A 20666-nucleotide genomic window follows, 5' to 3' on the forward strand; every position below is an offset into this window, starting at 1 on the left:
GTAGTCATGGAAAATAATGAATACCTTGAAGTGTTTATAGAGGAAAGTAAGGAACATATCCAATCATTAAACGATCAATTATTAATTTTAGAAAAAGAACCAGAAAATATGGGCACTGTTGGAGAAATATTTCGATCTGCTCATACATTAAAAGGTATGGCAGCTACAATGGGGTATCAAGATCTAGCAGATTTAACTCATAAAATGGAAAATGTTTTGGATTTAGTTCGAAATGATCAATTAAAAATTACAACAGCTATTATAGATGTCATTTTTCAGGCAGTTGATCAATTAGAGGGTATGGTTTTAGATATAGTTGACGGTGGTGATGGTTCATCTGATGTGCAAGGTTTGGTCAATAAACTACAGGCAATAGAATCGAAAGAGGATCCAGAGTCAATTAATACTCAAGAAGCTCCAACAACAAATGAAAAAACTAGTCCAAGCATTTACGGACACTTCAATCAGTTGGATCAATTCGAAACGGCTATCTTAGACCAATCACTAGAAAGTAGTCACTACAACTTAGAAATAAAAGTGAAACTTAATGAAAACTGTTTATTAAAAGCAGCTCGAGTTTATATGGTATTTGAAGTTTTGGAACAGGTCGGGGAAGTAATTAAATCCGATCCGAGCGTACAAGAGTTGGAAGAAGAGAATTTCGAGCTTGAATTTCATGTGCTTTTAGTAACGAAAGATACTCCAGAAGAAGTAAAAAAGAAAATTTTAAAAGTTTCAGAGATAGAGGAAGTAACAGTTTCTGTTTTTGATCATCATAAGCAAGAATCTATTTCTAGTACTACTGAAAGCGAAGCTGAAGATGCTGGTATAGAAAATCGTACAGAAAATAAACAACAAACAGATAATAAGAAAAAAACGACGAAGGCTGTAACTAGCAAAACAATAAGAGTGAATATTGATAGATTAGATGGTTTGATGAATCTATTTGAAGAATTAGTCATTGATAGAGGTCGATTGGAACAGATATCATCCAGTTTAAAACATGCGGAACTGCAAGAAACAGTGGAGCGCATGACCCGTATATCAGGAGATTTACAAAATATTATCTTAAATATGCGTATGGTGCCAATAGAACAAGTGTTTAATCGTTTCCCTAGAATGGTAAGACAATTATCGAAAGATCTTGGAAAGAAAATAAATCTTGAAATTGTTGGCGCAGAAACAGAATTAGATCGAACAGTTATTGACGAAATAGGGGATCCATTAGTGCATTTAATACGAAATGCGCTAGACCATGGGGTGGAAACACCTGAAAATCGTAAGGCAAATGGTAAGAACGAAGAAGGTCACTTACTTTTAAAGGCTTATCACAGTGGTAACCACGTATTTATAGAAATATCTGATGATGGAGCAGGCATTAATCGTGACAAAGTAGTAAGTAAAGCAATAGCTAATAAAGTTATTACAGATGAAGAAGCAAGTCAACTATCAGATAAGCAAGTTTATCAGTTGATCATGTCCAGTGGTTTTTCTACTGCAGATGTTATTAGTGACGTTTCTGGTCGTGGTGTAGGATTAGATGTTGTCAAAAATACGATTGAATCGTTAGGTGGATCCATAACAATCGAGTCAGAAGAAGGCAAGGGCTCGCTATTTTCGATCCAGTTACCTTTAACACTGTCAATTATTTCTGTGTTATTAGTCGAAGTCGAAAAAGAAAAGTATGCAGTTCCTTTATCATCGATTATCGAAACAGCAATTATTAATAAGAATGATATATTAAATGCTCATAACAAAAAAGTGATTGATTTTAGAGGTAAGGTGGTACCACTAATAGACCTAAAAAACGTTTTTGAGGTTCCGACAGAGGAAGAAGACGATGAGCTTTATTCTGTAGTAATCATTCGTAAAGGTGACAAAATGGCAGGCTTGGTAGTTGACACATTTATCGGTCAACAAGAAATCGTTTTAAAATCACTTGGCGATTATTTAGGTAATGTGTTTGCGATTTCTGGTGCTACGATTTTAGGTGACGGACAAGTTGCTTTAATTGTTGATACCAATACATTAATTAATTAGGAGGGTTAGTATGGAAGAAGTAAGTAATTATAAATCTATTGTAATTGAATTGGATAAAGAAGAATATGCAATTCCGGTAGAAGTGGTAGGAGCAATTGAACGAATGCAGCATATAACAAGAGTTCCAAAAACGGCTTCTTTCGTTAAAGGTGTGATTAATCTTCGAGGCGTGGTAACACCAATTATTGATTTAAGAGAACGTTTCGGAATGTCAAGTATTGAATCAACAGATAGTACTAGAATTATTATTGTTCAAATGGAAAACTTTTCTGTAGGCTTTATTGTGGATGCCGCTTATGATGTGTTGGATATTCCAGAAGAATCCATTGAGCCGGCACCAAAAGTGATTGGAACAGTTGATGCAGACTATATTGAAGGTGTGGCGAAAGTTGGCAAACGATTAATCATGTTATTGCAATTAGATAGAGTGCTATCCCAAGAATCTTTTGTTAATGCTAAAGGACTAGAAGGTTAAACAATGGTAAATATGGATAATCTATCTCAACAGCATTTAGATGTATTAAAAGAAGTTGGAAATATAGGTGCTGGGAATGCGGCAACTGCTTTATCAAGTTTATTAAATAAAAAAATTGATATGTCTATTCCTTCAATTAAAATCGTGGATTTTAATGAACTGATGGAATATGTTGGTGGTCCTGAGCAGGTAATTGTCAGTGTGTTTTTACGAATCCAAGGGGAAGCACCGGGTAGTATGTTCTTTGTATTATCCCCAGAAGAATCTCATTCATTAGTAGAACAATTAATCGGAACACCTGCAGACAATCTTGAGGATAACGAATTAGCAATTTCGGCTATATCAGAAATAGGTAATATTTTATCTGGATCGTATCTATCTGCTTTATCTGATTTTACTTCGATTAATTTGCAGCCAACTGTACCAAACTTAACAATAGATATGGCGGCCGCAATTTTAATGCAAGGTCTTATTGAGATTTCACAAGAAAGTGATTATGCCATTATTATTGATACAATGATAGAAGAGGAAGATCAGTCAAACGAGTCGGTGAAAGGTCATTTTTTCTTATTACCAGACCCCGACTCTTTCGATAAAATTTTTAAAGCACTAGGGGTCGAAGATTAATGACAATCACAACAACCGTTGTAAAAGTTGGAATTGCAGATTTAAAAGTAACTAAAATTCCAAATACATTAAAGACATCTGGCTTAGGTTCATGTGTAGGGGTGGTCATTTTTGATCATAAAGTGGCTGGACTGGCGCATGTAATGTTACCTGATTCAACCGCATCGAAGAAGGGTATACAGAATGAAATGAAATATGCGGACACAGCGATTGATATACTAATAGAATTACTAATAAATGAAGGTGCTAGAAGAAACAGATTAAAAGCTAAAATAGCTGGTGGGGCCCATATGTTTTCTTTTCAATCGGATAACAATATGTTGAAAATCGGAGATCGTAATGTGGAGGCAGTAAAAACAAAATTGGCTAAAAATAGAATAGCTGTAATCTCTGAGGATGTCGGAGGCAACAAAGGTAGAACGATTGTTTTTGATATTGAAAAAGGTATGTTAGAAGTAAGAACAGTCAATAGCGGTGTTAGTGAGATATAATGTTAAAGAAATTTTGAACTGAGGTGATTCGATGGTCAAGGATACAACAATAGAAGATAATTTGTGGAGAAAATGGTTAAACAACAAAAGTGAGGACAACACAAACGAATTAATTGAAAATTATATGTATCTAGTAAATTATCATGTCCAACGAATTGCTATCAACTTACCTAAAAGTGTAAATAAGGACGATATAAAAAGCCTGGGTTTATTTGGTTTGTACGATGCGATCTTAAAATTTGACCCGAGTCGAGATCTGAAATTTGATACCTATGCTTCATTCCGTATAAAAGGTGCAATAATCGATGGCTTGCGCAAAGAGGATTGGTTACCAAGAACAACTAGAGATAAGGTTAAAAGAATAGATCAGACCATTGGAATTTTAGAGCAATCATTGCAAAGAGAAGTAACTGCACAGGATATTGCGGCATATTTAAATCTGAAACCTGGAGAGGTTGAAGAGGTATTGAAAGATAGTTTCTTTGCTAATCTTTTATCAATGGAAGAAAAAAGTAAGCATAATACAGATGATACTAAAGAAGGAATAGGCTATTTGATTCCTGATGAACGGGAGCCTTTACCAGAAAATAATATTGTCCAGCAAGAAAATTATCGCGAATTAGCACAATGTATTAAAAAGTTAAATGAAAATGAACAAATGGTATTAAGCTTATTTTACGAGAAAGAATTAACTTTTACAGAGGCAGGAAAAATATTAGGCTTAACGACTTCAAGAATTTCACAGATTCATAAACAGGCCATAATGAAAGTTCGTCAGTTATATCAAAATTATAATAGTATAGGCGGGGCTTGACCATGAGTGAAATAAAAGAATTAAAGGAAAAAATTGATATTAAAATATCACAAGATCGATTGACAGCAACTATAATAATTAAAGATATTGATCAATTGGAAGAATTAACAGAGGAAGAAGTAGAGAAAATACTGGTTGAATATAAGATAACTTATGGCATTCTACCTTGGAATCAAATGGAGTGGAAACAAAAATTACAAGATGAATATGAATTCATAATTGCTGAAGGTTTAAAACCTAAGAACGGTAAAAATGGTCGATTAATTGTGAAACAATCTACCGAAAATGCAGTTAGTGAAGATGAAAAAACAAATTTTCGAGATGTTGGTAAAATTCCGATGGTCGATGAAAATGATGTGTTAGCGCAACTAATACCACCAACAGACGGTGAACCTGGAATAGATGTGTTAAATCAACCATTAAAACAAAAAAGAGGCAAAGCATTTAAATGTAGAGCAGGTGAAAATGTCACTTTCAATGAAGATGATTTAACCTTTTTTGCTACTTTATCTGGACAATTATCTGTAGGTGATCAAAGTATCAATGTATACCCACTTTATGAAGTAAGGAGCGACTTATCACTTGAAACCGGTAACATTGAATTTAATGGATCTGTTACAATTCGAGGTAATATACCAACTGGCTATCGAGTAAAAGCAAAAGGGGACGTGGCGGTATATGGTATTGTGGAAGCATCCTTTATTGAAGCAGGGGGTAACGTTTTAATAAGAGAAGGAATTGCCGGTATGGAAAAAGCTGTTGTTACTGCTGGTGAAGATATAGAGGTAGGATATATCAATCAAGCCGAAGTATATGCAGGAAATAATCTGAAAGTTAGAAAATCCATTATGCATTCCACATGTGTAGCTCAGGGTGATATACTTTGTCCAAATGGAAGCATTATAGGAGGTAATTGTTCGGCAGGTAAGATTATAGAAGTAAAAACGATAGGAAATGTGGCTAATTCAAAAACTGAATTAGCTTTTGGTGTAAGTAAAAAAGTTGTTGATCGTGTAACGTATCTACAAAACACTAATAAGGAATTAAAAGATAATAAAAGAAAATTAAAAATGCTCGGTGACCAGCTCCAGCAAAAAAAAGATGCGGTTGGTGAGTTATTGACTAAAGAACGTATTATGTTGCTGAAACAACGTAATATGTATGAAAAAACAATTGAGCAATTACAAGCGGTTGAAGAAGAATTAAAAGAACTTCAATATGAAATTGGTAATTTTCAAGATATGAAATTAATTGTAAAAAATATAGCCTATGAAAATGTCGAATTAATTTTTGGTAAATATAAACGTGTCTTGCATCAAGAACATAAATACTTTCAAGCATATTTAGAGGAGAAAGAAGTTACGATTACATCCTTATAAGAAAACTGTCATTGAGATACGTTTCGCTAACAGTCAAGTGAAATTTTAACTTTCATTGACTTAAGTCTCGTTTTATAATAAGTGTAGTATTAAATTTCTTTCACTACATGCGGGAGGTCATCCTATGAGTTGGAAAGCTGTTGAAATGCAGGTGGCGTTACCACGAACTCAAGATGCCGGAAAAATACAAGACCAGATGCAGCAACAAGGCCGAATAGACCAGAATCAGTTGGCACAAAAACTGGCAAACGATGAACTTAGAAAAAGAAAACAGGTTTTAGAACAAGAAGCAAGTGAAAAGTTAAAAAATGATAAAAAGAGAAGCGGAGCAAATGATCCAGAAACAAATCATTCTATGGAAAAAACAGATCAGCAACATCCACAATATAAACATCCTTATCTAGGAAATCGAGTAGACTTCAGCGGATAAGAAGAGAAGGTTGATTATGCTATATTTATTATTACTTATTAGTTTTATAATTCATGTCATCACATTTATTATCATTAAGCAACTAAAAATGAAACAAGATAACTTAGAGACAATTGAAGACAACGTCAGTCAGCAAGTAAAAAATATGGAAGACACGCTTGCCATTTATTTAGTCGAACTAAAAGAAGAGAACGAGCATTTTATGAAACAGATTGAACGGGTGGATCTATCTGCTCAAGCAACAGAATCAAAAAAACAAATGAATGAAGATACGCCAATTGAATCTAAGACATTTGATAAAGAGTCTACTCAGCAAACAAAAGAGTATCAGCCTATTTCGCCGGTTGAGAACGTAGAGGATGTAGTGGAAAACTCCACAACAGCATCTATTCTCCATTTAAATGCTGAGGGCTTTACTGTTGAAGAAATTGCAAAAAAGTTAAATAAAGGAAAGACAGAAGTTGAACTATTATTGAAATTCCAACAAAAAAAATGATTTAATGCTTGATTGCACATTTTTGTTATGGTATATTTGTTTTTGGTGTTAAATACACACGTTTGTGGAAAGTGCGAGTGGTGCTAGTTCATTAGTCCTTGTGCTACATGAAACAAACGGAGGAATAAAAAACCAATTTATTAGGAGGAAACATCATGGCAGTTATTTCAATGAAACAACTACTTGAAGCTGGTGTTCATTTTGGACATCAAACACGCCGTTGGAATCCAAAGATGAAGAAATATATCTTCACGGAGCGTAACGGTATTTACATTATTGACTTGCAAAAAACAGTTAAAAAGGTAGAAGAGGCGTATAATTTTGTGAAAGAAATCGCAGAAAATGACGGAACTGTTTTATTTGTCGGTACGAAAAAACAAGCACAAGAATCAGTGAAAGACGAAGCAATTCGTTCTGGAATGTATTTTGTGAATCAACGTTGGTTAGGTGGAACATTAACTAACTTTGAAACTATTCGTAAACGTATTAATCGTTTAAAACATATCGAAAAAATGGAAGAAGACGGAACTTTTGAAGTTTTACCTAAAAAAGAAGTAGTAGGTCTTCTTAAAGAAAAAGAGCGTCTAGTTAAATTCTTAGGCGGTATTAAAGAAATGAATAAAATTCCTGATGCTTTATTCATTATTGATCCACGAAAAGAACGTATTGCTGTTGCAGAAGCACATAAATTAAATATCCCGATCGTAGGTATTGTAGATACTAATTGTGATCCAGATGAAATTGATTATGTAATTCCAGCAAATGATGATGCAATTCGTGCTGTGAAACTTCTTACTGGTAAAATGGCGGATGCGATTTTAGAAGCGAAGCAAGGAGAAGTAACAGAAGAAGCTCCTGAACAAGCAGAAGCTACAGAGGAAAAAACGGAGTCTGTAGAAGAGTAAACAAAGGTTTTGGTGATAAGAGGGAGACCTTTTATCACCTTTTTTTCAGCAATACATGATATCTAAGGAGGAATCTTTAATGGCAATTACAGCAAAGTTAGTAAAAGAACTAAGAGAAAAAACCGGTGCAGGAATGATGGACTGTAAGAAAGCACTACAAGAAACAGATGGCAACATCGATCAAGCAATTGATTATCTACGTGAAAAAGGTATCTCAAAAGCGGCTAAAAAAGCAGATCGTATTGCTGCAGAAGGATCTGCATATGTGGAAGTTTCTGGGAATGACGCAGTACTTTTAGAAGTAAACTGTGAAACAGACTTTGTTACAAAAAACGATCAGTTCAAAACATTAATGCAAGAACTTGCTAAACACATTCTTTCTGAAAAACCAGCATCTGTAGAGGATGCTCTAAAACAACCACTTCATGGTAACGGCGAATCTTTAGAGCAATTCATTAACAGTAATATTGCTAAAATTGGTGAGAAATTATCACTGCGTCGTTTCACACTATTTACCAAAACGGATGCAGATGCGTTTGGTGCATATATCCATATGGGTGGAAATATTGGTGTTGTTACAGTACTTGAAGGTACAACAGATGAGCAAGTTGCAAAAGATATTGCAATGCATGCTGCAGCTGTTAATCCAAAATATTTATCACGTGATGCCGTATCAGAAGAAGATGTCGAAAAAGAACGTGAAGTACTTAAAACACAAGCATTAAATGAAGGTAAGCCAGAGCACATTGTTGAAAAAATGGTAGAAGGTCGTTTAAATAAATTTTTCGAAGAAATTTGCTTGCTAGAGCAAAGTTTTGTCAAAGATCCAGACCAAAAAGTGAAGCAAGTAGCTAAAGGTGCAAATGCAGAAGTAAAATCTTTTGTGCGCTATGAAGTAGGCGAAGGTATTGAAAAACGTGAAGATAACTTTGCTGAAGAAGTAATGAGCCAAGTTAACAAAAAATAATTGATAGTGTAAAGAAAAGGGGCACAAGGTGTCCCTTTTCTTTGACAATAATCTACATAAATGATAATTTTATTGCAAACTAACCAGTATAGATAATAGAATAACACTAACATACAAATGTCATCATTATCTGTGGCGTATTAAGACATTTTATTTTATAATATTTACATATATGGAGGTAATTATGGCTACTGCTAACTACAGAAGAATTGTTTTGAAATTAAGTGGTGAAGCTTTGAGTGGTGAGCAAGGCTTTGGCCTTGAACCAACCATTATTCAATCTGTTGCAAAACAGGTAAAAGACATAGTGGAATTAGGTGTTGAAGTTGCAATAGTTGTTGGTGGTGGCAATATATGGCGAGGTAAAGTAGGAAGTGAAATGGGAATGGATCGTGCTAATGCTGATTACATGGGCATGTTAGCTACCGTTATGAATTCACTTGCACTGCAGGACAGCCTTGAAAATGTAGGAATTCCAACAAGAGTTCAAACATCTATTGAAATGCGCCAGGTGGCAGAACCTTATATTCGACGTAAAGCGATACGCCATTTAGAAAAGAAACGTGTTGTTATTTTTGCAGCAGGTACAGGAAATCCATATTTCTCTACAGATACTACCGCGGCACTGCGAGCAGCAGAAGTGGAAGCAGACGTGATTCTGATGGCTAAAAACAATGTGGATGGTGTCTATACCGCTGACCCTAAAGTCGATAAAGATGCTAAGAAATACCAGGAGTTGTCCTATTTAGAAATCTTAAATGAAGGTTTAGGTGTGATGGATTCAACTGCTTCATCATTGTGTATGGATAACAATATTCCTTTACTCGTATTCTCCATTTCAGAAGAAGGCAATATTAAAAGAGCCGTAATCGGTGAAGATATCGGAACAATTATAAGGGGGAACTAAATATGTCAGAACAACTAATCAAAGATGCTAAGGCAAAAATGGATCAAGCTGTAAAAGCCTATTCGAAAAGTTTAGCAACTGTAAGAGCTGGAAGAGCAAATCCAGCTATACTAGACAGTGTTCAGGTTGAATATTATGGTGCTTTAACACCATTAAATCAATTAACTTCTATTTCGGTACCTGAAGCGAGATTGTTAGTGATTACACCTTTTGATAAATCATCATTGTCTGATATTGAAAAAGCTATTCAAAAAGCAGACTTAGGATTATCACCTTCCAATGATGGAAATATAATTCGGATTAGCATTCCTCCATTAACGGAAGAACGTCGTAAAGAGCTAGTCAAAGTAGTAGGTAAGTATGCGGAAGAATCTAAAGTGCAAATCCGAAATATTCGTCGAGATGCCAACGATCAGTTGAAGAAAGATGAAAAAAATGGAGATATTACAAAAGATGATTTAAAAGGTTTCCAGGATGATGTTCAAGACGAAACAAATGCACATATTAAGAAAATTGATGATTTAACAAAAGAAAAAGAGCAAGAAATTATGGAAGTTTAAGCAAAAAAAAGGTAGAATATATGGTGAGTGTTAAAGCCCTCTTATTAGAAGAGGGTTTTTGCACTTTAAAAGATAGATAAACTAAACTATATGAAAAGAACGGTTTTTGAATGGTGGAGGATAATTTATGCGTTTGTTTAAGCTTCCTTTTAAAAATAAAAAAAATCATGATTCATTTGAGAGTACAATTCCGATAGATAACATTCCAAAGCATATAGCAATTATTATGGACGGTAATGGACGTTGGGCTCAGAAGCGAGGACTTCCCCGAGTTGCTGGACACCAGGAAGGCATGGATAATGTTAAAAGAATTGTAAAAGCAGCCAATTACTTTAAAGCAGAAATTTTGACGTTATATGCCTTTTCAACGGAGAATTGGAAAAGGCCAACAAAAGAAGTAGAATATATTATGAAACTACCGATCGATTTTTTACAGCATTATTTACCGGAACTGATAGCAGAAAATGTCAGAGTCCAGACAATTGGAGAAGTTAATGATCTACCCAAGAATACAAAAGCAGCTATTATGAGGGCAATTGATCAAACAGCAAATAATACAGGGTTAATTTTAAACATTGCCATTAATTATGGTAGTCGTTTTGAGATGATAAGGTCGATTAAAGATATTTGCAGAGAAGTTGTAGATGGAAAGTATGAAATTGATGATATCACAGAAGCTACGTTAGGTGAACATTTATATACTTCCCATATTAAAGATCCTGATTTATTAATTAGAACAAGCGGTGAATTACGCTTAAGTAATTTTCTGCTGTGGCAAGCAGCATACACGGAATTATGGTTTACTGACACATTGTGGCCTGATTTTAGTTTTGAAGAATTCGAAAAAGCTATCAACGATTTTCAAAAAAGAAAACGTCGTTATGGTGGAATATAAGGTGTGAAAATATAATGAAAACAAGAATTATCACAGCAATAGTTGCTATATTACTTTTCTTCCCATTTATATTTTTAAGTGGTCTACCATTTGAAATTGTTATGTATTTTATTGCCACTATTGGCTTCTTAGAATTATTACATATGAGAGATATGACACAGTATCCTATTCCTACTGTTTTAGGTGTTATTTTAACATGGTCATTATTATTCCAGGATGAATATATCTTTTTTTCTACTAGACTAGAACTGCTGATGTTTTTTGTCCTAATCTTATTAGGATATACGGTATTAGTTAAAAATAAATTCACATTCGAAGACGCTGGATTCCTCATCCTATCAGCAATATACGTAGGTTTAGGTTTTTATTATTTTATCCAAACCAGAGAAGTGGAAAATGGACTAGTTTATATTTTTTATGCTATTCTAGTGATACTGTCAACAGATACTGGAGCGTATTTCTTTGGGAGGGCATTTGGGAAACATAAATTATGGCCACAGATTAGTCCAAAGAAGACAATTGAAGGAGCTTTAGGTGGTATCCTAGTAGCTTGTATTATAGCGATTATTTTCCATTATTTTTTTCCGGTACATGATTCACTACTATTAGTTATTCTGGTTACCATTATTGCATCCATATTTGCTCAGATAGGTGACCTTGTAGAATCAGCAATTAAAAGACACTATCATGTAAAAGATTCAGGGAAATTATTACCAGGTCACGGTGGTATATTAGATCGCTTTGATAGTTGGTTATTTGTTTTTCCTTTGTTACATTTTATCCATTTTATATCATAGACTATTAGTAATTGGAGCGTTTAAAGATGAAAAGCATAACACTGTTGGGAGCAACAGGATCGATTGGCTTGCAAACATTGGATGTCATAGCAGAACATCCAGATCAATTTAAATTGTATGCAATTGCATTTGGCAGGAATATTAAGAAAGCTCAAGAGATAATAAATAAATTTAATCCAGCTAAAGTGGTTGTACTTGATGAAACAATTAGACAAGCATTACAAATACATAACAGTTATACTACTTTCTTAGTTGGAAAAGAAGCGTTGCAAGAGGTTAGCGCTGATCCGAATACTGATGTCTTAGTTAACGCGGTAATGGGAAGTGTCGGATTGGAAGCAACCTTGACAGCGATTGAGCATCGAAAACAAATTGCTATTGCAAATAAAGAAACCTTAGTTACTGCTGGACATCTAGTCATGGATGCAGCCGACAAATATGAAGTCGATTTGCTACCGGTTGATAGTGAGCATTCTGCTATTTTTCAAGCGTTAAATGGTGAGTCGTATCGTGACATAAACAAGATTGTTTTAACAGCATCAGGTGGGAGCTTTCGTGATAAATCCAGAGAAGAATTATTAGGTGTAACGGTTGCTGATGCTTTAAAACACCCTAATTGGAGTATGGGAGCAAAAATAACGATAGACTCTGCATCAATGATGAATAAAGGTTTGGAAGTCATTGAAGCCCATTGGTTGTTTAATATGCCATATGAGAAGATTGAAGTTATTCAACATAAAGAAAGTATTATTCATTCGATGGTGGAATATGCTGATAAAAGTGTGATTGCTCAGCTTGGAACACCTGATATGCGTGTACCTATTCAATATGCTTTAACATATCCGCAAAGATTATCTTTATCATCTTCCAAAAGTCTTGACTTAGTTGAGATGGGTGAACTTCACTTTTCAAAAATGGATCTAAATCGTTTTCCATGTTTGGACTTTGCTTATCAAGCTGGAAAAACAGGTGGCTCCATGCCTACCGTTTTGAATGCTGCAAATGAGACAGCCGTTGATTTGTTTTTACATGAACAGATAACATTCTTAGAAATTGAGAATATTATCGAACACGCTATGTTAACGCACAATAATATACAAAATCCTAATTTGGAAACTATTAATGCTATTGATTTAGAAATACGAAGTAAAATAAATGAAAGTTATCGTTAATTGGTAAAGTGGAAGGAGAGCTTTATTTGAATACAGTAATTGCTTTTATATTAATGTTTGGCCTGCTTGTATTTGTTCATGAATTCGGTCATTACTATGTAGCTAAAAAGACAGGGATGCTTGTTCGGGAATTTGCAATCGGATTTGGTCCAAAAGTATTTTCGACGGTAAAGAATGAAACACTTTATACGATAAGACTTTTACCAATGGGAGGCTATGTTCGGGTTGCAGGTGAAGATCCCGAAATAATTGATATCAAGCCAGGTCAGCATATTGGTTTGACTTTTAATGATGCTGGCGAAGTTGACCAAATTATTGTAAACAATAAAGCAAAACATCCCGATGCATTAGTTATTGAAGTAGAACGCATTGATCTTGATCATCACCTTTTTATTGAAGGTTACGAAATCGATGAAGAAACCAAGTATTCCTTCCGCGTCCACGAAAAAGCTGATTTTATCATGGATGAAAAAGCGACACAAATTGCACCATACAACCGTCAATTTGCATCTAAAACAGTTGGACAAAGAGGTTTACAATTGTTTGCGGGTCCACTAATGAATTTTGTCTTAACCGTAGTTATATTTCTTATTTTAGCCAATATTCAAGGTGTGCCAGTTGATGATGTCCGAATTGGTTCCGTAGTCGAAAATAGTCCTGCTGAAGAAGCTGGTTTCAAAGCAGATGATACGATTATTGAGATTGAGGGCCAGTCTATTGGTGAATGGGATGAGTTCCAAGAAATTGTACAGGCAAATCCTGAGGAACCTTTAGAGATGATGGTTTTAAGGGATAATCAACAAATACCGTTAGAAGTTACACCAGCATCGATTGAAACACCGGAACAAAACATTGGTCAAGTAGGTGTGACTCTTGCGCTAGAGAAATCATTTATCCGTTCTATACCATATAGCTTGGAAGAAACATATAGATGGTCAACATTGATTCTGACCAACCTTGGTAAGCTCGTTACCGGTCAGTTTTCGATCGACATGCTATCAGGACCTGTTGGTATTTATGATGCGACCGATCAAGTAGTTAAAACGGGATTCCTTAACTTTTTAACTTGGACGGCGGTATTAAGTGTCAATTTAGGTATTATAAATCTGGTTCCATTACCAGCTTTGGATGGTGGCAGGTTGATATTTGTTGGTTTAGAAGCAATACGCGGAAAACCGATTGACCCACAAAAAGAAGGTGTCGTTCATTTTGTCGGTTTTGCGTTATTGATGCTGCTGATGATTGTTGTTACGTGGAATGACATACAACGATTATTTTTGTAGAATAGTATGCAACAAACATATATCGAAATAAATTCAAATTACTAACAATTATAACCATTTTAACTATAACATGAGCAAATATCGAACCAATGGGGTGAAAAGAAAGATGAGACATAGCCAGACATTAATTCCAACACTAAAAGAAACACCTGCAGATGCTGAAATAAGGAGTCATCAACTTTTATTAAGAGCAGGCTTTATTAGACAAACGGTATCGGGAGTTTATAGTTTTTTACCATTAGGAAATAAAGTCTTAAAGAATGTGGAAAAGATTGTTCGGGAAGAGATGGAAAAAGCTGGGGCAGTTGAAATGCTCATGCCAGCTTTGCAATCATCCGAGTTATGGAAGAAAACAGGCCGTTGGTATAAGCTAGGTTCTGAATTAATGCGACTGCATGATCGTCATGATAGAGAGTTCGCTTTAGGAGCTACTCATGAAGAGGTCATTACAAGTTTAATTGGAGAGGAAGTAAAGAGTTATAAAAAACTGCCACTTAGTATCTACCAAATCCAAACTAAATTCAGAGATGAACAACGTCCACGATTTGGTTTATTAAGAGGAAGAGAATTTGTGATGAAAGATGCCTATACATTTCATACTTCTCAAGTAAGCTTAGATGAAGCGTATGAGAAGATGTTCACAGCCTATAAAAATATATTTAGCCGGTGTGGTTTGAATTTTAGAGCCGTAATCGCTGATTCAGGCGCTATGGGTGGTAAAGACACTCATGAATTTATGGTACTTTCAGAGATTGGTGAAGACACAATTGCCTATTCTGATCTATCAGATTTTGCTGCCAATATCGAAATGGCACCTGTCAATGTATCGTATGAAGAAAGTAATGAGAGTTTACAGGAATTACAGTTAGTAGATACACCAGGATATAAAACAATGAAAGAAGTTTCTGAATTCTTACAGCTACCAATGGAAAAAGGGATTAAATCATTACTTTTTAAAACAGATGATCAGTATGTAATGGTGTTGACTCGTGGTGATCATGAAGTAAATGATATAAAACTTAAAAATGCACTTGGTGTTACGGAAGTAGAGTTAGCAACCGAAGAGGAGACACAACAGCAGTTACTAGCTGAAGTTGGTTCTATCGGTCCAATAGGGGTTCAGAAAGATATTAGAGTTATCGCAGATCATGCAATTGCTGCCATGCGTAACTCCTATTGTGGTGCAAACCAAACGGACAAGCATTATAAAAATGTAAATGTTGAACGTGACTTTAATATATCATCATATGAAGATATACGGTTCATACAAGAAGGTGATCCGTCACCAGATGGTATGGGTACAATTCAATTTGCAAAAGGTATTGAAGTTGGACACATTTTTAAATTAGGTAAGTTTTATGCTGAGAAGTTAGGTGCTCAATACTTAAACGAGCAAGGCAAACAGGAAACGATGATCATGGGTTGTTATGGAATTGGCGTATCAAGAACACTTGCTGCTATCGTCGAGCAATTCAATGATGAAAATGGTATAATGTGGCCTCAAGAAATAACGCCATACCAAGTGCATTTGATTGCGGTGAATCCTAAAAACCAAGAACAACTAGATCTAGCTGAGCAGATATATGAACAATTACAACAAAATGATGTCTCCGTATTATTTGATGATCGTAAAGAAAGACCTGGTGTTAAATTTGCAGATAGTGATTTAATTGGATTACCTGTTCGAATAACGGTTGGTAAGAAAGCTTCAGAAGGTATAGTTGAATGCAAGCTTAGAGAGAATGGAGAACAAGAGGATCTTCATGTTAATGACCTAGTTGAGAGAATCTCTTCATTGATTAAATAACAAAATTCCCTTGTCACAACTACTAGGCAAGGGAATTTAATTTATACGCATCGTTTATCGCCTTGTATTGGTTTAAGTTGAGCATAAAGTAGAGTAGTCAAGTTAGTCATAAACTTTAGAGCTCAATTTGAATGAATAGGTAGTTGATTATTAGAAAAATTGTGAAAAGGAGATCGAAAATGGGTATCTCTAATAAAGAAAAGTTTAAATTACTCCTGCAACAAATCGGGATAGCAGATGACATGAAAAATAAGTACCTTCAGGAAGGCTCCATAGAGAAACTGGAAGTGTATCGATCTAATCAGAAGTGGCATTTTCATTTTAATTTAGATCAGTCAATCCCTGCGGATGTCTATCAAATGTTTATTTTAAAATTAACTGAGGCGTTTTCTTCAATAGCAAAGGTTTCTTGGACAATAAACGTAAATGATCCTGCTATCGATGAAATAGAAACCAATCAATATTGGCAAATCTTCTTATCTGAACTGACATCAGATTCACCTAAATACCGAACATTTGAAAATAAAAAACCTCTATTTAACAATAATAATATTATGTTAACTGTAAGCAATCAGATAGAAGAACAAATGAATAAAGATATTCAGTTAAGGTTTGACCAATTTTGTACGAAAGTAGGCATACCAAAACATGTGATTCAGTTGGAAATTGGTAACCAACAAGAAGAATTAGAAAAATTCCAACAAGAAAAAGCGATAGAAGATCGAAAAAGAGTCGAAGAAGCCTTTAAGGCACAAGAGCAAAAAGCAAAAGAATCAAAACCAGAAAGTCCTACTGGCCCTGTCCAGTTAGGCTACCCGATTAAAGAGAATGCGATCAGTATGAAAGAAATTGTCGAAGAAGAGAAAAGTGTCGTATTCCAAGGTTATTTATTTGATGCGGACATACGGGAATTGCGATCTGGAAGACATTTATTAATAATTAAAGTAACTGACTATACCGATTCATTTCAAATTAAAATGTTCTCAAAAGGTGATCAGGATGTAGAAAAATTTAAGCAATTAAAAGAAGGTATGTGGGTAAAAGCCAAGGGGATGATTCAAACCGATAATTTTTCGAATGAATTAACAATGATGGCCAAAGATATCCAACAAGTACCTTCTATTACCAGAGAAGATCCTGGTTACCATGATGAAAAACGAGTAGAGTTACATGCACATACGGTAATGAGTCAAATGGACGCTGTTGTGTCCGCATCTAAGTTGATTGAACAAGCGGGTAAATGGGGTCATAAAGCAATCGCAATTACCGATCATGCTGTTGCCCAAGCTTATCCTGAAGCATATGCAGCTGGTCAAAAACATGGTGTGAAAATTTTGTATGGAGTAGAAGCAAATGTTGTCGATGATGGTGTGCCAATTGCTTATAATGATGCGGACCGGGACTTGGCGGAAGCTACCTATGTTGTTTTTGATGTGGAAACCACAGGACTATCTGCTATTTATGATACGATTATTGAACTAGCAGCGGTAAAAGTACATAATGGCGAAATTATTGATCGATATGAATCATTCGCTAACCCGCATCATCCATTGTCTGAAACAACTACTAATTTAACGGGCATCACAGATGACATGGTGAAAGATGCTCCAGAAGTAGGAGATGTGCTAAAGGAATTCCATCAATGGATGGGAGATGGCATTCTTGTAGCACATAACGCAGATTTCGATATGGGCTTCTTAAATACTGGCTTTAAACGGATCGATTACCAAGATGCAAGTAATCCCGTAATTGATACGTTAGAATTAGCGCGTTTACTTTTTCCCGAATTAAAGAATCACCGTTTAAATACATTATGTAAAAAGTTAGATATCGAATTAACGCAACACCATCGTGCGATATATGATGCTGAAGCAACGGGTTATTTATTGTGGAAGTTTATAAAGCTATCATTGGAACGTGATATTGTAAATCATAATCAATTCAATCAACATATGGGAGAAGGCAATGCTTACCAACGTTCAAGACCTTTCCATGTGACGTTACTTGCAGTGGATCAGGAAGGATTAAAAAACATCTATAAACTTGTCTCGTTGGCACATATCGATTATTTCTACCGTGTTCCGCGCATTCCTCGATCAAAATTACAAGAGTACCGACAAGGTATTCTCGTCGGTACAGCTTGTGATCAAGGGGAAGTTTTTGAAACAATGATGCAAAAATCAAAAGAACAAGCGGAAAATGTAGCTAAGTTTTATGATTACATTGAAGTCCAGCCAACTAGTAATTTTGTCCATTTATATGATAGAGAATTAGTACAAAATGAGGCACAGCTGATGGATATTATTCGCAACGTCGTCCAATTAGCTGATGATTTAGGTAAACCTTGTGTAGCAACCGGAAATGTTCATCATTTGGAAAAAAACGATCAATTATACCGGCAGATCTTAATTTCATCTCAGAGTGGTAACCCATTAAATAGGCAAACTTTACCTAACACGTATTTCCGAACCACCGCTGAAATGATGGAGGCATTTTCTTTTTTAGGTGAAGAGAAGGCGAAGGAAATTGTCATCACTAATCCGAATCAATTAGCAGACCGAATCGAAGAAGTGAAGCCGGTAAAAGAAGATTTATATACGCCGAATATTGATGGAGCGGAAGAGGAAATCCGTGAACTAAGTTACAATTTTGCAAGATCCGTGTATGGCGATCCTATTCCTGAAATCGTTGAAAAACGAGTGGAAAAAGAGTTGAAAAGTATTATTGGACATGGTTTTGCCGTTATCTATTTAATTTCTCAAAAACTAGTAAAAAAATCGTTAGATGACGGATATCTGGTTGGTTCAAGGGGTTCTGTTGGTTCATCCTTAATTGCAACCTTTACTGAAATAACTGAAGTGAACCCATTACCACCCCATTATGTTTGTCCATCTTGTAAATATAGCGAGTTTTTTGACGATGGTTCAGTTGGTAGTGGTTTTGATTTACCAGACAAAAACTGTCCAGAGTGTCAAGAAGCAATGAAAAAAGATGGACAAGATATACCTTTTGAGACTTTTCTAGGATTCAAGGGGGATAAGGTACCTGATATTGACTTGAACTTTTCTGGTGAGTATCAACCAAAAGCACACAATTATACAAAAGTGTTGTTTGGTGAGGACAATGTATATCGAGCAGGAACGATTGGTACAGTTGCTGAAAAAACAGCATATGGTTATGCGAAGGGGTATGCGAGTGATAAAGAATTAACGATTAAACAAGCTGAAGTTGATCGTCTTGTTAAAGGATGTACTGGGGCAAAACGTACTACAGGTCAACACCCTGGTGGGATAATAGTTGTACCGGATGATAAGGAAATTTATGACTTCACTCCAATTCAATTTCCAGCAGATGACCGGAATTCAGAGTGGAAAACGACCCATTTTGACTTTCATTCGATTCATGATAATTTGTTAAAACTAGATATACTTGGTCATGACGATCCGACGATGATTCGTATGCTTCAAGATTTAAGTGGAATTGATCCACAAACGGTTCCAACGGATGACGAAGAAGTTATGAAAATATTCTCAGGCCCTGACGTTCTTGGTGTAACTGCCGATCAAATCATGTGCAAAACAGGGACATTAGGGGTACCAGAGTTTGGTACAAGATTTGTTCGCCAAATGTTAGAGGATACCAAACCGAAAACTTTTGCCGAATTAGTCATCATATCAGGTTTAAGTCACGGGACCGATGTTTGGTTGGGAAATGCACAGGAATTGATTAATAATGGTATCTGTGGTTTACCAGATGTTATTGGTTGCCGTGACGATATCATGGTTTACCTAATGCACAAAGGGCTAGATGCTTCATTAGCATTTAAAATTATGGAGTTTGTGCGAAAAGGGAAAGGTTTAGATCCAGAGTGGATTGAAGAAATGAAAAAACATGATGTACCTGATTGGTATATTGATTCGTGTAAAAAAATTAAATATATGTTCCCGAAAGCACATGCTGCTGCATATGTATTAATGGCGATTCGCATTGCTTATTTCAAAGTTCATCATCCACTTTATTTTTATGCTTCATATTTTACTGTAAGAGCAGATGACTTTGAGTTAGATACAATGGTTAAAGGTTCTGAAGCAATTCGGATGAGAATTAAGGAAATTCTGGATAAAGGGAATGACGCACCACCGAAAGAAAAAAGTTTACTAACGGTTTTGGAGATCGCGCTAGAAATGAATGAACGCGGTTTTCATTTTCAAAAGGTTGATTTATATCGATCGACTGCAACAGAATTCTTGGTGGATGGTGAGAGTTTAATTCCGCCATTCAATGCTGTGGACGGTCTAGGTACGAATGCTGCGATCAATATTGAGAAGGCTCGAGAAGATGGTGAATTCCTCTCTAAGGAAGACTTAAGAGAACGAAGCAGAATCTCTAAGACTGTCTTAGAATATCTTGATCAGCACGGATGCTTAGAAGGAATGGCAGACAAAAACCAACTATCCCTGTTTTAATAAAGCTCTCTGTTACTGAAACTATCGCAAGAGCCTATGTGTAGGATAAATGGACGTAATCTCCTGAAGGATTTCATTTTTTTTGGTGCAAGTATCACTTTATTGTGAAGAATCCATTAAATTCCTTGCATTTATTAGAAATCCATGCTATATTT

Annotated in this window: 18 protein-coding genes; all 18 read left to right on the forward strand. The window is 35.4% G+C overall.

Annotated features, from left to right (window positions below; translation table 11 throughout):
* Positions 1-6 precede the first annotated feature (6 nt).
* Positions 7-2040, forward strand: coding sequence for a chemotaxis protein CheA (locus tag BUC25_RS10845; RefSeq protein ID WP_073201898.1), 2034 nt, complete (start codon positions 7-9; stop codon positions 2038-2040).
* A 10-nt stretch (positions 2041-2050) separates the two neighbouring features.
* Complete coding sequence (locus BUC25_RS10850; protein ID WP_073201899.1) at positions 2051-2515, forward strand: chemotaxis protein CheW; 465 nt, start codon at positions 2051-2053, stop codon at positions 2513-2515.
* A 3-nt stretch (positions 2516-2518) separates the two neighbouring features.
* On the forward strand, positions 2519-3142 hold the full coding sequence (locus BUC25_RS10855) for a chemotaxis protein CheC (RefSeq protein WP_073201900.1): 624 nt from the start codon (positions 2519-2521) through the stop codon (positions 3140-3142).
* The gene (locus BUC25_RS10860; RefSeq protein WP_073201901.1) at positions 3142-3633 is read left to right on the forward strand and encodes a chemotaxis protein CheD; all 492 of its coding nucleotides are present in this window, start codon (positions 3142-3144) and stop codon (positions 3631-3633) included. Before BUC25_RS10855 ends, BUC25_RS10860 begins: the two co-directional genes overlap by 1 nt.
* Before the next feature lie 31 nt (positions 3634-3664).
* Positions 3665-4447 carry a FliA/WhiG family RNA polymerase sigma factor gene (locus BUC25_RS10865; protein WP_073201902.1) on the forward strand — a complete coding sequence of 261 codons (783 nt, stop codon included), beginning with the start codon at positions 3665-3667 and terminating at the stop codon, positions 4445-4447.
* A gap of 2 nt (positions 4448-4449) precedes the next feature.
* On the forward strand, positions 4450-5826 hold the full coding sequence (locus BUC25_RS10870) for a flagellar assembly protein A (protein WP_244535170.1): 1377 nt from the start codon (positions 4450-4452) through the stop codon (positions 5824-5826).
* Between the two features lie 124 nt (positions 5827-5950).
* Positions 5951-6256 (forward strand): hypothetical protein, encoded by a 306-nt coding sequence (locus BUC25_RS10875; RefSeq protein ID WP_073201903.1) that lies wholly within the window; start codon positions 5951-5953, stop codon positions 6254-6256.
* A gap of 16 nt (positions 6257-6272) precedes the next feature.
* Entirely contained in the window at positions 6273-6752 is a 480-nt protein-coding gene (locus BUC25_RS10880; RefSeq protein WP_084543445.1) for a DUF6115 domain-containing protein, read from the forward strand.
* Between the two features lie 155 nt (positions 6753-6907).
* The gene (gene rpsB, locus BUC25_RS10885; protein ID WP_073201904.1) at positions 6908-7657 is read left to right on the forward strand and encodes a 30S ribosomal protein S2; all 750 of its coding nucleotides are present in this window, start codon (positions 6908-6910) and stop codon (positions 7655-7657) included.
* Positions 7658-7736: 79 nt separating this feature from the next.
* The gene (gene tsf / locus BUC25_RS10890) at positions 7737-8624 is read left to right on the forward strand and encodes a translation elongation factor Ts (protein ID WP_073201905.1); all 888 of its coding nucleotides are present in this window, start codon (positions 7737-7739) and stop codon (positions 8622-8624) included.
* 184 nt (positions 8625-8808) lie between these two features.
* Entirely contained in the window at positions 8809-9531 is a 723-nt protein-coding gene (gene pyrH, locus BUC25_RS10895) for a UMP kinase (RefSeq protein WP_073201906.1), read from the forward strand.
* A 2-nt stretch (positions 9532-9533) separates the two neighbouring features.
* Entirely contained in the window at positions 9534-10091 is a 558-nt protein-coding gene (gene frr / locus BUC25_RS10900) for a ribosome recycling factor (RefSeq protein WP_073201907.1), read from the forward strand.
* Between the two features lie 127 nt (positions 10092-10218).
* Positions 10219-10986: an undecaprenyl pyrophosphate synthase gene (locus BUC25_RS10905; protein ID WP_073201908.1), complete on the forward strand. Its 768-nt coding sequence runs from the start codon at positions 10219-10221 to the stop codon at positions 10984-10986.
* A gap of 14 nt (positions 10987-11000) precedes the next feature.
* On the forward strand, positions 11001-11783 hold the full coding sequence (locus BUC25_RS10910; RefSeq protein WP_073201909.1) for a phosphatidate cytidylyltransferase: 783 nt from the start codon (positions 11001-11003) through the stop codon (positions 11781-11783).
* A 26-nt stretch (positions 11784-11809) separates the two neighbouring features.
* On the forward strand, positions 11810-12955 hold the full coding sequence (gene dxr, locus BUC25_RS10915) for a 1-deoxy-D-xylulose-5-phosphate reductoisomerase (RefSeq protein WP_073201910.1): 1146 nt from the start codon (positions 11810-11812) through the stop codon (positions 12953-12955).
* A gap of 26 nt (positions 12956-12981) precedes the next feature.
* Complete coding sequence (gene rseP / locus BUC25_RS10920; protein ID WP_073201911.1) at positions 12982-14238, forward strand: RIP metalloprotease RseP; 1257 nt, start codon at positions 12982-12984, stop codon at positions 14236-14238.
* 106 nt (positions 14239-14344) lie between these two features.
* Positions 14345-16045 carry a proline--tRNA ligase gene (locus BUC25_RS10925; protein WP_073201912.1) on the forward strand — a complete coding sequence of 567 codons (1701 nt, stop codon included), beginning with the start codon at positions 14345-14347 and terminating at the stop codon, positions 16043-16045.
* 179 nt (positions 16046-16224) lie between these two features.
* Positions 16225-20511 (forward strand): PolC-type DNA polymerase III, encoded by a 4287-nt coding sequence (locus BUC25_RS10930; protein WP_073201913.1) that lies wholly within the window; start codon positions 16225-16227, stop codon positions 20509-20511.
* Positions 20512-20666 lie beyond the last annotated feature (155 nt).

It is taken from the genome of Gracilibacillus kekensis, assembly GCF_900143085.1.
Classification (GTDB): Bacteria; Bacillota; Bacilli; order Bacillales; family Amphibacillaceae; genus Gracilibacillus; species Gracilibacillus kekensis.

Bases quoted from the DNA above. Each gene is read 5' to 3' on its own strand.
- BUC25_RS10845 (WP_073201898.1), top strand. From the start codon at position 7: ATGGAAAATAATGAATACCTTGAAGTGTTTATAGAGGAAAGTAAGGAA.
- BUC25_RS10850 (WP_073201899.1), top strand. From the start codon at position 2,051: ATGGAAGAAGTAAGTAATTATAAATCTATTGTAATTGAATTGGATAAA.
- BUC25_RS10855 (WP_073201900.1), top strand. From the start codon at position 2,519: ATGGTAAATATGGATAATCTATCTCAACAGCATTTAGATGTATTAAAA.
- BUC25_RS10860 (WP_073201901.1), top strand. From the start codon at position 3,142: ATGACAATCACAACAACCGTTGTAAAAGTTGGAATTGCAGATTTAAAA.
- BUC25_RS10865 (WP_073201902.1), top strand. From the start codon at position 3,665: ATGGTCAAGGATACAACAATAGAAGATAATTTGTGGAGAAAATGGTTA.
- BUC25_RS10870 (WP_244535170.1), top strand. From the start codon at position 4,450: ATGAGTGAAATAAAAGAATTAAAGGAAAAAATTGATATTAAAATATCA.
- BUC25_RS10875 (WP_073201903.1), top strand. From the start codon at position 5,951: ATGAGTTGGAAAGCTGTTGAAATGCAGGTGGCGTTACCACGAACTCAA.
- BUC25_RS10880 (WP_084543445.1), top strand. From the start codon at position 6,273: ATGCTATATTTATTATTACTTATTAGTTTTATAATTCATGTCATCACA.
- rpsB (WP_073201904.1), top strand. From the start codon at position 6,908: ATGGCAGTTATTTCAATGAAACAACTACTTGAAGCTGGTGTTCATTTT.
- tsf (WP_073201905.1), top strand. From the start codon at position 7,737: ATGGCAATTACAGCAAAGTTAGTAAAAGAACTAAGAGAAAAAACCGGT.
- pyrH (WP_073201906.1), top strand. From the start codon at position 8,809: ATGGCTACTGCTAACTACAGAAGAATTGTTTTGAAATTAAGTGGTGAA.
- frr (WP_073201907.1), top strand. From the start codon at position 9,534: ATGTCAGAACAACTAATCAAAGATGCTAAGGCAAAAATGGATCAAGCT.
- BUC25_RS10905 (WP_073201908.1), top strand. From the start codon at position 10,219: ATGCGTTTGTTTAAGCTTCCTTTTAAAAATAAAAAAAATCATGATTCA.
- BUC25_RS10910 (WP_073201909.1), top strand. From the start codon at position 11,001: ATGAAAACAAGAATTATCACAGCAATAGTTGCTATATTACTTTTCTTC.
- dxr (WP_073201910.1), top strand. From the start codon at position 11,810: ATGAAAAGCATAACACTGTTGGGAGCAACAGGATCGATTGGCTTGCAA.
- BUC25_RS10925 (WP_073201912.1), top strand. From the start codon at position 14,345: ATGAGACATAGCCAGACATTAATTCCAACACTAAAAGAAACACCTGCA.
- BUC25_RS10930 (WP_073201913.1), top strand. From the start codon at position 16,225: ATGGGTATCTCTAATAAAGAAAAGTTTAAATTACTCCTGCAACAAATC.